Annotated in this window: 14 protein-coding genes; 1 reads left to right on the top strand and 13 read right to left on the bottom strand. The window is 36.8% G+C overall.

Annotation, left to right across the window (positions count from 1 at the left end; all coding sequences use genetic code 11):
- Nucleotides 1-10 precede the first annotated feature (10 nt).
- A complete protein-coding gene (locus tag POD11_RS08240; protein ID WP_262456903.1) occupies nucleotides 11-484 on the bottom strand; it encodes a GrpB family protein in 474 nt (157 codons plus the stop codon).
- Nucleotides 485-588: 104 nt separating this feature from the next.
- Nucleotides 589-4,341 carry a trifunctional transcriptional regulator/proline dehydrogenase/L-glutamate gamma-semialdehyde dehydrogenase gene (putA, locus tag POD11_RS08235; protein WP_262456902.1) on the bottom strand — a complete coding sequence of 1,251 codons (3,753 nt, stop codon included), beginning with the start codon at nucleotides 4,339-4,341 and terminating at the stop codon, nucleotides 589-591.
- 124 nt (nucleotides 4,342-4,465) lie between these two features.
- Between putA and POD11_RS08230 the strand changes: the two genes are divergently transcribed.
- A complete protein-coding gene (locus POD11_RS08230; protein ID WP_004792785.1) occupies nucleotides 4,466-4,954 on the top strand; it encodes an Lrp/AsnC ligand binding domain-containing protein in 489 nt (162 codons plus the stop codon).
- Nucleotides 4,955-4,987: 33 nt separating this feature from the next.
- On the opposite strand, the gene putP is transcribed toward POD11_RS08230, so the two are convergent.
- The 11 genes from putP to POD11_RS08175 form a co-directional block, all read right to left on the bottom strand.
- Nucleotides 4,988-6,478, bottom strand: coding sequence for a sodium/proline symporter PutP (gene putP, locus POD11_RS08225; protein ID WP_239968357.1), 1,491 nt, complete (start codon nucleotides 6,476-6,478; stop codon nucleotides 4,988-4,990).
- Between the two features lie 400 nt (nucleotides 6,479-6,878).
- On the bottom strand, nucleotides 6,879-7,586 hold the full coding sequence (locus POD11_RS08220; protein ID WP_262445576.1) for an SIR2 family NAD-dependent protein deacylase: 708 nt from the start codon (nucleotides 7,584-7,586) through the stop codon (nucleotides 6,879-6,881).
- 90 nt (nucleotides 7,587-7,676) lie between these two features.
- A complete protein-coding gene (gene gcvH / locus POD11_RS08215; RefSeq protein ID WP_016145072.1) occupies nucleotides 7,677-8,051 on the bottom strand; it encodes a glycine cleavage system protein GcvH in 375 nt (124 codons plus the stop codon).
- A gap of 37 nt (nucleotides 8,052-8,088) precedes the next feature.
- Nucleotides 8,089-9,114, bottom strand: coding sequence for an AraC family transcriptional regulator (locus POD11_RS08210; RefSeq protein WP_016141223.1), 1,026 nt, complete (start codon nucleotides 9,112-9,114; stop codon nucleotides 8,089-8,091).
- Between the two features lie 108 nt (nucleotides 9,115-9,222).
- Nucleotides 9,223-9,663: a MaoC family dehydratase gene (locus tag POD11_RS08205; protein ID WP_002121358.1), complete on the bottom strand. Its 441-nt coding sequence runs from the start codon at nucleotides 9,661-9,663 to the stop codon at nucleotides 9,223-9,225.
- On the bottom strand, nucleotides 9,663-11,510 hold the full coding sequence (locus tag POD11_RS08200) for an ABC transporter ATP-binding protein (protein WP_262456901.1): 1,848 nt from the start codon (nucleotides 11,508-11,510) through the stop codon (nucleotides 9,663-9,665). The genes POD11_RS08205 and POD11_RS08200 overlap by 1 nt, the downstream gene beginning before the upstream one ends.
- Before the next feature lie 364 nt (nucleotides 11,511-11,874).
- Nucleotides 11,875-12,411 (bottom strand): DUF2058 domain-containing protein, encoded by a 537-nt coding sequence (locus POD11_RS08195; RefSeq protein ID WP_262456900.1) that lies wholly within the window; start codon nucleotides 12,409-12,411, stop codon nucleotides 11,875-11,877.
- Nucleotides 12,412-12,414: 3 nt separating this feature from the next.
- Entirely contained in the window at nucleotides 12,415-13,095 is a 681-nt protein-coding gene (locus tag POD11_RS08190; RefSeq protein ID WP_262456899.1) for a YoaK family protein, read from the bottom strand.
- A gap of 5 nt (nucleotides 13,096-13,100) precedes the next feature.
- A complete protein-coding gene (sstT, locus tag POD11_RS08185) occupies nucleotides 13,101-14,303 on the bottom strand; it encodes a serine/threonine transporter SstT (RefSeq protein WP_239968349.1) in 1,203 nt (400 codons plus the stop codon).
- A 408-nt stretch (nucleotides 14,304-14,711) separates the two neighbouring features.
- Nucleotides 14,712-15,023: an ArsR/SmtB family transcription factor gene (locus tag POD11_RS08180; protein ID WP_002121379.1), complete on the bottom strand. Its 312-nt coding sequence runs from the start codon at nucleotides 15,021-15,023 to the stop codon at nucleotides 14,712-14,714.
- Nucleotides 15,024-15,491: 468 nt separating this feature from the next.
- Nucleotides 15,492-16,055 (bottom strand): TetR/AcrR family transcriptional regulator, encoded by a 564-nt coding sequence (locus tag POD11_RS08175; RefSeq protein WP_002121343.1) that lies wholly within the window; start codon nucleotides 16,053-16,055, stop codon nucleotides 15,492-15,494.
- Nucleotides 16,056-16,157: the final 102 nt, after the last annotated feature.

Raw genomic sequence — 16,157 nt, 5'->3', positions numbered from 1 at the left:
AATGCTGAGACTAGGGTTGATTTAAAACGCGATTAATAAAATCTGATTTTACTGCTCTGTATTGATCGTGATCTAAATGGCTACACTGTAATTTTAATTGATTATATTCATTGACCAATATGGGTGACTCTATAAGTTTATTTTTAAATGTTAAGAAAAATGTGTATATTGAATCTGATACTACAATTTGAAAAGCAACGTCATCGTTGTTGAGTGACTCGAGCATACAAAGCTCATGTGTTCTTAGAGTATTTGGCTTTTCGATAAAGTTGAGTGTTTTTAGGCGTTCAATTGCGCATTCAAATTGCTCAGGCATAACTTCAATATAAATATCTAGATCACCTTTGGAAATTGCATTTGGAATAGCGGATGAACCAATATGCTCAATTTTGGCAAATGGTAGAAGGGCGCAAATAGCTTTGTGATATGAATTAAAAAGTTGAGCGCATCTTTGTTGATATTTTTCTGGTTCTAAAAAGACCATTATTAGAATCTCGAATTGATAAAGTTTATATATTTAATAATAGATTAGTTGATTAAATAAAAAAGCCCAAATACTGAGATTTGGGCTTTTTAGAAAGTTAGGTATTAATCAGTCATTGTCATTAAGCTTGCGTTACCACCAGCCGCAGCTGTATTCACACTAATTGCACGTTCAATCACTAAGCGCTCAAGTGGAATAGTTTCATTCGGCTCAACATGGGTAATACCAACAATTGCACCAGAACGAGTAGCAATCTCTTGCTGTAATGAGAAGATCTCTTCGCGATTACCATGATGTAAAACTGCATCAAAATCATCTGATGAGATGTTTTTAACTGTAGTAATTGCAGCAAGCACATCTTTTGGCAATGTTTGTTTGTATTTTGCCAACAATGGACTATTTGGCATTACGGCCGCTTGGCTACCCACTGCAAAAATTGCGAGCAACTGATGCAATTGATTTTGTTCTGTATCAGCGATTGAAAGAACACGATGACGCGGCAAAATAATATATTGGTTACTTTCCCCAGTAGGGCCTTGTAACTCATAGAATTTGCCAACACCAAATGGTTCGATATCACGATTAGCTTGCGGTAAATGCTGTTTCGCCCAATTTTGTAAGCTCTGATAAACCTCACGGTTAAAGCCTTCAAAAGCAGTTTGCTCAGTCTTCATGGCAAATGGTGTTGCCAATACTTTGTTTGAACAATGTTGCATTAAACGATACATGTAAAGCGGACCGCCAGCTTTTGGACCTGTACCAGATAGACCTTCACCACCAAATGGTTGAACACCAACAACAGCCCCAACAATATTGCGGTTGATATAAAGGTTACCCACTTCAGCATGCTGAATGACTGTTTGGATGGTTTCATCAATACGGGTATGTAGACCCATTGTTAAACCATAGCCTTTGGCATTAATTCGTGAAATGAGTTGTTCAAGCTCACCATACTTATAGGTAATGATGTGTAAAACTGGACCAAAAACTTCGCGTTGTAAGTCATCAAGATTAGGAAGTTCAATCGCTGTTGGTACAACAAAAGTTCCTTTATCTAATTCATTCTGGCTTGTTGCACCGAACATCAACTGATGTACCGGATAGCCTTTAGTCTTCATTTTTTGAATGTGCTGGTCAATCGTTTGTTTTGCTTCGTCATCAATAACAGGACCAATGTCAGTTTTTAAAATTGCAGGGTTACCTACGATCAACTGTTGCATTGCACCTTTAAGCATTTTAATCACGGTCGCAGCACTGTCTTCTTGTACACATAAAATACGTAAAGCAGAGCAACGTTGACCCGCGCTATCAAAAGCAGAACTTACAACATCGAGTACGACTTGTTCAGTTAATGCTGATGAGTCCACAATCATTGCATTTTGACCGCCAGTCTCTGCAATGAGAGGAATAGATTGGCCATTATCAGATAAACGTTTCGCAACAGTCTTCTGCAAAATTTTTGCAACTTCAGTCGAACCTGTAAACATGATGCCATCGATACGGCTATCTTGGCTAAGCTGAGCACCGACTGTCTCACCGCGACCAGGAAGTAGCTGTACAGCACCATGTGGAATACCGGCTTCGCATAAAATCTGAACTGCTTGAGCTGCGATTAATGGCGTTTGTTCAGCAGGTTTAGCAATAACACAGTTACCACTCACTAATGCTGCAGCAATTTGGCCAGAGAAAATTGCAAGAGGGAAGTTCCATGGGCTAATACAAAGTACCGTACCTAGAGGCTGAATAGCTGTATTTGCTGGTAGGTTTTCAACTTGAGTTGCGTAGTAACGTAAGAAGTCTACAGCTTCGCGAACTTCTGCAATCGCATTGGCATAAGTTTTACCGCTTTCACGGCAGAGTAAAACCATCAATTCTTGAATGCGGCTTTCCATAAGGTCAGCTGCACGTTTTAAGTATTCAGCACGCTGCTCTTTAGGTGTATTTGACCATTCAGATTGTGCTTGTTCCGCTGAGCTAAGTGCAATTTCGACATGCTTAAGATCAGCTTCTTGTACATAACCAACAATTTCATCATTTTGTGCTGGGTTTGTAATTGCAACATAATGACCTTGCTCTAATGAATCGTTATTTGCCAATAATGGATGGCTTTGCCAAACACGATTACGTAATTCTTGAGCTGTGCTATCTAGAGCTGCAAGTGGAGCATCATTTGCTAAATCATAGCCTTTAGAGTTTTTACGAAGTGTTCCGTACATATCTAAAGGTAGAGGAATTGATGGATGTTTTAAACCAATCGAACCTTCAAGTTTAGCTGCATTACGAATATCGTAAATTGGAGACTGAATAAGATCATCAACTTTAAGCGTTTTATCGGCAATACGGTTAACGAATGAAGTATTCGCGCCATTTTCAAGTAAACGACGAACTAAATAAGCCAACAAAGTTTCATGATTACCAACAGGAGCATAAATACGGCATGGCACGCCTAATTTATTTTGTTCACGTGGGCCCACAACTTGTTCATAAAGCGGTTCCCCCATGCCATGTAAACATTGGAACTCATATTGACCAGCATAATATTTGCTTGGATCAGCTAAATGATAGATTGTTGCCAATGTTTGAGCATTGTGAGTTGCAAATTGCGGATAGATAAATTCTGGCGCAGCAAGCAATTTTTTAGCACAAGCGATATAAGATAAATCTGTATGTACTTTACGAGTGAAGACAGGGTAGTCATCCATACCTTCGATTTGCGCTTTTTTAATTTCACTATCCCAATACGCACCTTTTACAAGACGGATCATGAGACGCTTTTGGCTGCGTTTAGCAAGGTCAATAATGTAATCAACCACGAAGAAACAGCGTTTTTGGTAAGCTTGAATAACGAAACCAATGCCTTTCCAATTTGCAAGTTCCGGCTCAAAGCAAAGACGTTCAAGTAACTCAAGAGAAATTTCTAAACGTTCAGATTCTTCTGCATCAATATTTAAACCAATATTGTATTTTTTAGCCAAAAGAGCGAGTTCAAATACTTTGCCGTAGAGTTCTTTATGAACACGTTCAATCTGCGCACGTTGATAGCGAGGATGTAAAGCAGAAAGCTTAATTGAAATACCCGGGCCATCATATACACCTTTGCCATTAGATGCTTTACCAATTGCATGAATGGCTTGTGTGTAATCGTTAAAGTAACGTTCAGCATCATGTTCGGTTAAAGCTGCTTCACCCAACATGTCATAAGAATAGCGGAACCCTTTATCTTCAAGCACTTTGGCATGGTCTACTGCTTCTTCAATGGTTTCACCAGTCACAAACTGTTCACCCATCATACGCATTGCAACATCAACGGCTTTACGAATAATACCACGACCACTACGTGCTAAAAGGCCAGTAAGTACACTTGAAAGACTAGTTTGCTTTGGAGTTTCCATCAGCTTACCAGTTAACATGAGACCCCATGCTGCAGCATTTACAAACATTAAGCTGCTTTGGCCAACGTGTTCTTTCCAGTTACCTTGATTGATCTTATCTCGAATAAGCAAATCACGTGTTGCTGAATCTGGAATACGAAGCAAAGCTTCAGCAAGACACATGAGTGCCACGCCTTCTTGTGAAGAAAGAGAAAATTCTTGTAATAACCCTTGAACAATACCTGCTTTACCCGAAGAGGTTTTACGTTCACGTAAATTATTGGCAAGATTAAAAGCAAGGTCATAAATTTTATGATCTAAATCATCAGATACCGCAGCAGCTTGTAATAGCTCTTCTACAGCTTCTGGTTCAGCACGTCGCCAAGCTGTATTGATGCGTTGTTCAAACTCACTTTTATCGTTGAATTCGGTGATATAGCCTTGGTGAGATTTATCCATTTGATGAAAAGTATCCATTGTGTTCATATCTGTTTCCGTCAACCAGCTCTCGTAAACTCATCTTGAGTAGAGAGGTTTAGATAATTTATCATTACAGAAGAAACACCGAATAACTCACTATATTTATCCCATTTTTTAGAGGAAAATTCAGATGAATGGCCCAATTTTAAGCCTTGACCGCACTGATTTAAAAATTTTGGATATTCTTCAAACAGATGGGCGAATTTCTAATAGTAAATTGGCGGAACTTGTTAACTTGTCACCAACAGCGGTGATGGCCCGAGTTCAGAAATTAACGAAAGATGAATTCATCTTAGGATATGAAGCTAAATTAAATCCGGTTAAGTTGAACGCAAATTTTTTGGTGTTCGTTGAGGTGTTATTAGATAAAACGACACCTAACGTTTTAGATGAGTTTATTGATGCTGTGGTTCACTATCCAGAAATTGTTGAATGTCATATGGTAAGTGGTGGTTTTGATTTTTTAATTAAATTACGTAGTGGCAGTATGGAGGAGTTTAGACGCATTGCAGGGCAGGTGCTGTGGCAATTGCCAGGGGTAAAAGAGACTCGTAGTTATCCAGTCATGCAAGTTGTAAAAGATACTTCAAAAATTAAAATTAAAACCAAAAATAAATAAAGGGGCCGAAGCCCCTTGATCTATTTCAATGAATTATACGCTTTCTTTGTAGAGTTCATCTGCTTTTTCGAAGCGTCCAGTTACTGTTGTATTTGGCGCTTTAGTTAAAAGACTCACTACAATGATACTGATAAATGCAAGGATAAAGCCTGGAATAATCTCGTAAACACCAGTGTCTGCGAAAAGGTTTTTCCAGCCAATAACTACTACTGCACCAACGATCATACCCGCTAAAGCGCCTTGTAAATTCATACGTTTCCAGAATAATGACAAGATAATAAGCGGACCAAACGCTGCACCGAAACCAGCCCATGCATAAGCAACGAGACCAAGAACTTTACTGTCTGGGTTTCCAGCAAGAACAATCGCAAGAATAGCAATCGCAAGAACCATAACACGGCCAACCCATACAAGCTCTTTTTGAGATGCATTTTTACGGATGAAACCTTTGTACAAATCTTCAGTTAACGCACTTGAACATACTAAAAGCTGACAGCTCAATGTACTCATCACGGCAGCCAAGATAGCAGCCAGAATGATACCTACAAGCCATGGATTGAATAAAATTTTAGTCAATTCCATAAATACAGTTTCAGGATTTTTGCTTACAACTGCTGCAAGTTCAGGGTGTTGTTGGAAATACGCAATACCAAAGAAACCAGCACCTACTGCACCGACTAAGCATAAAATCATCCACGTCATGCCAATACGGCGAGCAGCAGGAATTGATTTTACAGAGTCAGCAGCCATGAAACGCACAAGAATATGCGGTTGGCCAAAGTAACCTAGACCCCATGCCATTGAGGAGAGAACCGCCACTACACTTAAATCTGAGATGATATTAAACGCATGTGGACGAGCCGTTTCAATGAGCGTAACGAAATGGGTCGTATCTCCGATCGCAAGGTAAGTCACAATTGGAGTTAATAACAGGGCAAAAATCATTAAGCCAGCTTGGAAGGTATCGGTCCAGCTAATTGCTAAGAATCCACCAATACAAACATAACTGATGGTTGCAATAGCACTGAGCCAAATAGCTGTGTTGTAAGACATACCGAATAAATTTTCAAATAGACGGGCGCCCGCTACCATGCCTGAAGCACAGTAAATTGCAAAGAAAACCAAGATGATAACAGCAGAGAAAATACGAAGTACTTTTTTCTGATCGTCAAAACGGCTTGTAAAATAATCTGGCAAAGTCAGTGCATTATTTTGGATTTCAGTATGAACGCGTAATCGACCAGCAACCAGTAGCCAGTTAAGCCAAGCACCGATAATAAGACCAATTGCAATCCACGCTTCAGATAAACCAGAAAGATAAATCGCACCTGGTAAGCCCATGAGTAGCCAACCACTCATGTCTGATGCGCCTGCGGATAATGCAGTAACGAAACTGCCTAAACTACGACCACCGAGAATATAATCTGAGAAGTCGCTTGTAGCACGGTAGGCAAATAAGCCAATAAGTACCATTGCTACGATGTACACCATAAACATGATGAGGGTGGGATCAAAATAACTCATGATGGATGTGTGTCCTTATATCCATAATCCGTGATTGTAACCTAATCCAGGTCGCTGTTTTCTTGTACGGCATTCAAGAGGTTGAGATTCAACCACAAAAGATTTTTTTTGCTCTGTTATTTTTATATTGAACTTTTGTATCTTTGTGTAAGTAAAAATAAGTGGGTTTTTAAAAAGAAAAATTATAATATTAATCATTAACTTATAATTTTTTAATATTTATTTTTTAAAGATTTTATTGAAAATAAAAATATTTAAAAAAAAATAACTCTAAATTTAGTTACAACGTGCTTAGGTGATAAAGTTTTGTTGAGCAAAATTAGAACAATGTTAAAAAATTTTATCTAAAAAATAGTAATTTTTATTCAAATTAAATTTATTTAGTCCTTAAAAATAGCAATTAATTGGTTAAATTTTCAAAAAGTTCATGCATTCCTTGAGTCGCTGACATCTTTAATAATTCGTATTGTTGAGGAACACGTCCATGATCTGCATTTGGATCTATATAGTAGGCTTTACATTGATCTGAAATTTCATGTACTAAAGCCGCAACCGGATATACACTTAATGTGGACCCAATTACTATAAAAATATCTGCACTTTGCACTAATTTAATTGCTTCTTCATAAGCAGGTACAGCTTCACCAAACCAGACAACATGTGGACGCAACGGATAGCCATCTGGGCAGAAATCGTGTTCTAAATCTAGTTTCCAGCTATTAATTTCATAAAATTGAGTGGTAAATTGTGCATTCGGCCCCGAACTTTTTGCTAAACGAATATTTCCATGCAAATGTAAAACGTTAAAACTACCAGCTCTTTCATGTAAATCATCAATATTCTGAGTAATTACTTGTACGTCAAAATAATCTTGTAGTTTAGCAATATATTGATGAGCTTCGTTCGGCTGGGCTTCTAAAATATTTTTACGTCGCTCATTATAAAAGCGTTGAACTAGAGCAGGGTTCTTTTGCCATGCTTCAGGTGTGGCAACTTGTTGGATGTCGTAATTTTCCCATAAACCATTACTATCACGAAAAGTGCTGATTCCACTTTCGGCACTCATGCCTGCGCCTGAAAATACAACAAGTTTTGTCATAGAAGTCACCTATTCATACCACTAATTTTAAATAGATAAAGAAAAACCAGCTTAAGACTAAACTGGTTTTTATCAAATATTGAAAACGATGCCTATCTTTTATAAGCCAGCTTCATATTCTGAATTTGTTAAAAGTTTTTCAACATCTGCAATATTGTCTGGTTTAATTTTATAAATCCAGCCTTTACCATATGGGTCTTCATTTACAAAGTCAGGATCATCTTCAAGATCAGTATTCACTTCTACTACTGTACCTGACACCGGGGCGTGAATATCAGATGCAGTTTTAACTGATTCAACCACACCAGCTTGTTCGCCCGCGGTAACTTGGCTTCCAACTTCTGGAGTTTCAACGTAAACCAAATCGCCAAGTTCATCTTGTGCATGATCGGTAATCCCTGTAATAACAAGATCACCCTCAATCTTTACCCACTCGTGTGTACGTGCATACTTCAGTTCCGAAGGATGATTCATGGTAACTCCTTAAGCTTGTGTCCAATAGTTTTAAACATTATAAGTATGGGTCTTTACGCCAGTTGCTCGGGCTGCGGCCACTCCAGCGTTTAAAAGCACGGCTAAAATTTGCAACGTCCGAATAGCCAAGTTCATCTGCAATTTGTTCAAGACTATAGTCTGTACGTGAAAGCAAAGAAGTTGCGTGCCGATAGCGCACTTCATCAACCAATGTAGAAAAGGAAGTTCCTTCAGCCGCTAATTGACGCTTGAGCGTCCGATCTGACATATGTAGACATTCAGCTACATTTTCGATGCTTAAATAATGTTGTTCAGAATTACTTAAAATATCACGAACACGCATTGCTAAACGGCGGCGTTCACCTAAAGCAGAAAGTTCAGCTTCACATTGATTAATGGCAACTTGACTGGCGATTGGATCTGAATTGATTAATTTAAGTCCTAAGTATTTTTTATCAAAACTTGAAATTAAATGGGGTTGATTAAAGCGAATTGTGCTGCTTAATTTATTTCTATACTTTTCAAAGCCTTCTGGTTCAGGAAAGTCTAAATCTACATCGCCGGCTAAGTCTTCAATACCCGTAATCGCTTTGGCCATACTCATAATACCAATGGTCAAGCCTAAAACGATTTCTGTACGTAAGGGCTCAAGTTCAATATCACATTGTAATTGTAAGGTCGCTTTGGGGCCAAACGTTGAAAAATAGAGTTGTAAAAAGGGTAAGCGTAGTTGAATAAAGCGTGCTGCAAGAGCAATTGCTTCTGTAATATCCTTGGCTGTCATAATTGCATAGCCAATGAAGCCATGAATCGAAATACGCATTTGAGTACCAAGATGATAACCCAACGTAGTTTCACCAGTTAAATTAAGTGCATGTTTAACCAGTTCATTTGCTACAGGTGTAGAAATACGATAATCAGGATCGGCCAGTTGTTCACTAGTAAGATTAAATGGAGCAAATAATGTTTCATCGTTATATCCCCAACGTGAAACAACATCTAATAGCAATAAGCCATAGACTCCTGGAATACCCTGATCTTGACGAGCTGAGGTAATTTTCATATGCGTTCCATTGCTCTCATCAATTTGTCACATGCATTTCTTACACATCTTGTCATGAAATATAATCTGAGTTTATAAAAACTGTTAGACAATCATATCAACCATGTTTTAAACATTCTTTTTAAAGACAACAATTTTTGTTGTTGAAATAAGTAATACGTCACCATTTTGATTTAAGGCTTGCGTAACGTAACTTACAATACCACGATCCAATTTTGTTTTGGATGGTGTGATCGCTGAAATTTCAGCTTCAACATGAATTTTATCACCCGGTCGAGTAGGGCGTGGCCACCGTAAACTTGATTCCGAACCGATTAAGCCACCGTGAATCGGCATACATTCTGTCCATAACCGCATAGTAATTGCAGAAGTATGCCAACCACTAGCAGCGATCCCCTGAAAAATTGGATCGTGCTTAGCTTGCTCTTCATCTATATGGAAGGGTTGAGGGTCATATGAGCTTGCGAATTTTTTGATTTCATCTAAGGTAATTTCATATTCACGGCTAATGAAACGATCACCAATTTTCAAATCTTCTAAATAAAGCATTAATCTTGACCCTGTAATACTTTTTGCTCAATTAAGAAACCACCTGTTTGTCGCTTCCATAATTGTGCGTATATACCATTCTGCGCAATTAACTCTTCATGAGTTCCTTGTTCAGCAATTCGACCTTCATCAAGAACGATTAAACGGTCCATTTGTGCAATAGTAGATAAACGGTGAGCAATTGCAATAACGGTTTTATCAACCATCAGGTCATTTAAACTTGCCTGAATTGCTGCTTCAACTTCCGAATCTAATGCACTGGTTGCTTCATCTAAAATGAGAATAGGAGCATCTTTTAAGAATACTCGTGCAATAGCAATACGTTGTCTTTGACCACCAGAAAGTTTTACACCACGTTCACCTACCTGAGCGTTATAACCATTACGTCCTTTTAAATCAACTAATTGCGGTATAAATTCAGCAGCTTTGGCTTTATTTACAGCATTTTCCATATCTGCATCAGACGCATCTGGACGACCATACTTAATATTTTCTGCAACTGAGCGATGTAATAAAGAGGTATCTTGAGTAACTAAAGCAATATTGGCTCTTAGACTATCTTGAGTTACATCTTCAATATTTTGACCATCAATTAAAATTGCACCTTGTTTAAGATGGTAAAAATGTAAAAGTAACTGAATTAACGTCGACTTTCCTGCACCGGAACGTCCAACAATACCTATTTTTTCGCCTGCTTTAATATGTAAGTTGAAGTGATCAATTACATTTTTATTGTTATAAGCAAAGCTTACATCTTTAAATACAATCTCGCCTTTGGTGACGTTCAGTGATTTTGCGTCCGGTTTATCTTGAATATTGATTTTTTTACCTAATGTTTGCATACCATCTTGAATGGTGCCGACATTTTCAAATAAGGCTGACATATGCCACATCATGAATTCAGCCATACTATTAAGTTTTAAAATCATTGCAGTCGTTGCCGCGATAACACCTAATGCCGCTAAACCTTGAGTCCATAACCAAACAGAGGTACCAATTACACCTACAAACAAAACAGCAGACAACATATTAATGCTGACTTCAAAGAGAGTGCCTAAACGCATTTGAGCATAGACTGTAGTCATAAACTCTTTCATTGATGCTTTTGCATATTGGCTTTCACGACCAGCATGAGCAAATAATTTTACAGTTTGAATATTAGTGTACGCATCTGTTACGCGGCCAGTCATGATCGCTCTAGCATCGGCTTGTTGCTGAGAAACTTTACTTAAGCGAGGGATAAAGAACCATGCGCTTAATAAAAATAGACTTAACCAAACTAAAAGAGGAATAAGCAAAATTGGCGAAATTGCACCAAGAACAATACTGACCGTAATAAAGTAAATGCTGACATAAGCCAACATGTCACCCAAAATAATCCAGAACTCACGGATAGCTAATGCTGTTTGCATAACCTTGGCAGAAAGTCGGCCTGCAAAGTCATTATGGAAAAAGTCCAGACTCTGTTTCAATAAAAGATTATGGAAACGCCAACGCAAACGCATTGGAAAAGTACTATATAAAATCTGATGTTTGATAATAGATTGTATATTTACAAAAAAGATATTAGTAAATAAAACACCAATCAAAATGAGTAAATCAGTAGCATGCTGAGTTAAAAAGCTTTCAGGATGACTTTTACTTAACCAATCTACGAGTTGTCCAATTTTTGAAAAAAGTAAGGCTTCAAAGCTTGCAGCACCTGCTGTAAAAAGAATAAGTAAAAATAAATAAGGGCGTACACCTTCCGTAGCTTGCCAAACAAATGGGAAAAAACGAGTCGGTAAAGGCTCATCCAAACCTTTAGTTGGGTAGGGATCTACAAGTTTTTCAAACCACTTCAGCATGAATTACTACCTTTGAGACAAAAGCCACTTAATTAAATCTTTGCAATTTAATTTGCAAAAAGTCAGTTAGATCAATATCACTTAGGGTTTCGATCTTGTGAGTATGTGCAAATACACATGAACTGATTATGTTATACGTCTTTAATTGATAGATGACGCAAATATTGGAGACCTGAAGAAATCTTCAAGAACGTCGCGAGGACTAAAATATTATTCATTATATCGAGATTAATAGATAAAGGGTGAACGAATTTATTCTTTAGGTATTTTTTCTTCGTATTTTGAACATTTGTTAAATTGCTAGTGTCATACATAGAACTGAAAAAGGCCTTTAGATTAGTATCATAAAGGCCAAATTATGGTATTACCACATTAAGTCATCTGGAATAACATATGCTGCATATGGATCTTCTTCATTGGTAGCTTGTTCATTTTTCTCAGCATTATTAATTAAAATGAAACCCTGCATTTTTTGATCAATTTTTTCAGCTAACGCTTTCGGAAGATAGGCGTATTGATCTTGATCTTTAGCAATGACTAAACTGCCAGCAACAAGTGCGTTATAAACCTGCTGAGATAGATAAACTTTTTTGATTTTATTTTCATCAATAAATTGATAAGCCACATCGCCAGCAAAATCAGTAATTTTATGTTGTTTAATCATCTGAATGATTGAAGCTTTAAGTGCTTTTTCTTCAAGCTGTTTCTGTTTTTCTAAATTTAAAGCCTGATCTTTAGCTAATTTTTCTTGTTGAGCTTTTTCAATATTTGCTTTAATTTCAGCCTCATCACTGAGTCCAAGACGTTGTTCGTGATGAGCTTGTTTAGTTAATTTTTTTGCTTTTTTATTATCAACTAAACCAGCTTTGAGTAGCTGTGCTTGTAAGGCATTTTTAACCATGTCTTAATCCTTCTGTGAAGTTGAAGTGCTATAAAGATAAACTACCCAGTAAGAGATACTTAAGGCTAAGCTTAAAATTGCCGGCAATAAAAATGATTGTAGTTTCAAATATGGATGTACTACAGCGGCAAGAATTCCACCCAGTAAAAAGCCAGCAAAAATAAGTAAATGTAAAATAATACGTCGCTTTTCTACAATTAAGCCTCTGGCTTTATATCCAAGCGCTAAACCAATATCTGTCAATACACCGGATAGATGGGTAGTGCGGATGATTGTTCCTTTATAGTGGCTTACCATCGCATTTTGTAAACCCATTGCTGTACATGCCCATAATAATCCATAGCGCGGAAAATAAGGAAGTAATAGCCAGCAAAGAAAAATAAAGAAGGCTACAAGGCTCAAAGGTAAACCGTAACGACGATCTAGTCGAAAATGACTGTTGCCTAAAATAAAACCACTATAAAATGAACCGCAAACATAACAAATAATCACCAGAAGCAAAAAAATAATATGTTCTGGTTGCCACTCTACCAAACTCATCGCTAGCATACTAACGTTGCCAGTCATATGTGAAATCGATTGATGTAAAAGGGTAATTAACCCTAATACATTAATCATTCCAGCATTAAATGCTAGTAAAAAGGCTCCAAGTTGGAACCAGTTTGGTAGGCGCTGAAATGGCATTTCGTTTATGAAGTTTGCTTAGAGCGGATATCTACAGCTGCGGTAAATAAAACATCTGTAGAAGAGTTAAGCGCTGTTTCTGTAGAGTCTTGCAATACACTAATAATCATACCAATAGCTACAACTTGCATAGCAATTTCTGTCGAAATACCAAATAGACTGCAAGCGACTGGAATCAGAAGTAAAGAACCACCTGCAACGCCAGAAGCACCACATGCTGAAATAGTAGCAACAACTGATAGGATAAGCATTGTTGCAAAATCAACATGAATTCCAAGTGTATGTACAGTTGCGAGTGTAAGGACCGTAATTGTCACTGCTGCGCCTGCCATATTTACTGTTGCACCTAAAGGAATAGACACACTTGCTGTAGATGGATTAACACCTAAACGCTCTGCCAAATCTAAGTTAACCGGAATATTGGCTGCTGAGCTACGTGTAAAGAATGCAGTAATTCCACTTTCTTTTAGACATTTAAATACGAGAGGGTAAGGATTCCCGCGTATAGTAAGTGCAACAAGAATAGGATTAATAACTAAAGCAACAAAGAACATAGTACCTAACAGTACTGCTAATAATTGTGCGTAGCTCTCAAGGGTTGCAAGACCAGCATCGGCAAAAGTTACTGCAACTAATCCAAAAATACCAACTGGTGCAAAAGCAATTACTTTATGGATAATGGCACTTACAGCATTTGAAACATCATGCATTACTTGTTTGGTCGTGTCTGAACTATGGCGCATAGCTAAACCTAGGCCAATTGCCCAAGCTAAAATACCAATAAAGTTAGCTTCACTAATTGCTTGAACAGGGTTTGCAATAAAGCTTAAAAGCAAATTTTTTAATATATCTGCGAGACTACCAGGCGCTTGTAAATCATTATGTGAAATTGTATTGAGGAATAACGTGCTTGGAAAAGAAAGGCTAACAATCACAGCTGTGAAAGCAGCAAGCAACATACCGACCACATATAAAATCATAATTGGTCGTAAGTTCGCACTATGACCTACTTGAAAGTTGGCAATAGAGGAAAGCACCAATACAAAGACTAAAATAGGAGCAACCGATTTTAAGGCTTTAATGAAAAGCTCACCAAATAAACTTAAGTAAGGCGTAACGTTCGGAAATAGTAATGCAACGCCTATCCCTAGAATAATGGCGATAATAATCTTAGTGACTAAGCTTAATCGAGAAAAGAATGCAAGCATATAAAGGCCTTATTAACCTAATCATGGCTAAAGGTTGAACAAGCGGAGTATTTTATACTTAAGTGATGTGAATCTTAAGCTTTTTTATAATAACAATAAGTTTTTATAGTTGATGGTAATATTAAACTATTGTTTTTATTGTTCTTAATTTTAAATCTTAATTTTTCTACTTGGTGGTTTTGTTTGTTAATTGTTCATCAAAAAACTAGTGATATCAAAAAGCTGTGAAAGTACTAAACTGCTTAAAGAAGAATAGACTGACAAAAGATTTATCGTGGTTACGATTTTAGAAAAGCTACGCGAATTTTCAAAACTTTGTGCTTGGATTGGACTCTAAGCTTTCAAGCTGAAAAATCGCATATTTCAGGAAGTTACTACTATTATTATAAATTTATAATTTAGAAAATATTATTTACTTGCACAGTACAGCTGATGAAGCGTATTTAAAATTGAATGCATATTGTCATCCTTAATTGAATAAAAAATTTGCTTACCATCACGACGGGTTGATACAACATCACTTTTGCGTAGCATCATAAGTTGTTGTGAAAGAGTGGGCTGGGTAATTTGGGTTTTCTCTTCAATTTGAGAAACATTTAACTCCTCATAAGCTAAGTGACATAAAATTAATAAACGATCTGTATTAGCCAAAGATTTAAGAATTCCAACGACTGAATCAGCCGCATTTTTCATTTCTTCGATTTGGAGTCCATCTTTCATACTTTATACCTATATCAATATAGCGGGCATAGTATAGATTGATCTTATGAAAATGAATGTAGCAAAACTAATCAATCCAATTGTTTTTGTTGAAAAGCAATATAAGGGGAATTGATAAATAAGTAGTCTTTCTAATTAAAAACAACTATTTGTATTTCTTTTGTGTCTAAAATGTTGCTTTGTGTTATAAGTGTAATTGTTAAGTATAAGTGAAACGAAGTCAACCTAAAACAATTCCAATTTGCTTTCAATAAATAGTTAAATCTAATTTATCTTGAGACAAATCATAAAAAAGGATTGAGTTTTTATTTTTTAAATATATAATCTGTTTTGTACAGACAGGTCTGTATATTTTGGTTCAGTAAAGTCGAAAAAAACGTCTAATTGTGAACCAAAATGACTTTCAGACGCAGCGTGATACATAAGAAGAATCATTAAATATAAGAAGAAGAATATCACGCTTTATTTTTATGCTGCTCTTTCGAAATCGATTAATTTTTCTACTCGAGTCCAGTAATCATTAATTTTTATTGAACCATGTTCGACTTGAGCCTGTATGGTCATACCTTCCAAAATATTAACGAGTAGTAAAGATAGGGGAACTGGCTCTTTTACATCATACTGGTTAAGAAGATTTTGCATGAGTTGGGTCAACCAAGCTTTATACAAAGTGGCAGGTTGATGTGTTGAAGGATATTGTTTTAAAACCTCTTCCAAGGCTTTTTGAAACATGCAGCCATTAAAATCTTCACTATTAAACCAGTCGGAATACCATAAAAATACTGCTTTAATTCTCGCAAGAGGATCTAACTCATCATGTTTTGATAAGGCAGAAGTAAGAGAGTTTTGTAGAAGCGTATTTCGAAGAAGTAGACACTCTTCAATTAATTTTTCTTTTGATGGAAAATGCTTATAGAAAGTCATTTTTGCAACGCCAGATTCATTAATGATGCGATCTACACCTATAGAATTATAGCTATACGAGTTAAAAAGTCTTAATGCGGTGTTAATAATGTCATCTTTTTTCGACATATTTTAGCCTCTCACAAATGAATTGCTATTAGCTTGAACGGTGATCTTTATCAATGAGAATCTAGATGGCTTAATTTTACAAGGTATTGTTGGCTATTGATA

It is taken from the genome of Acinetobacter sp. P1(2023) (assembly GCF_028367635.1).
In the GTDB taxonomy this organism is placed as follows: Bacteria; Pseudomonadota; Gammaproteobacteria; order Pseudomonadales; family Moraxellaceae; genus Acinetobacter; species Acinetobacter pittii_E.
This window is presented reverse-complemented; position numbering and strand designations above follow the sequence as displayed.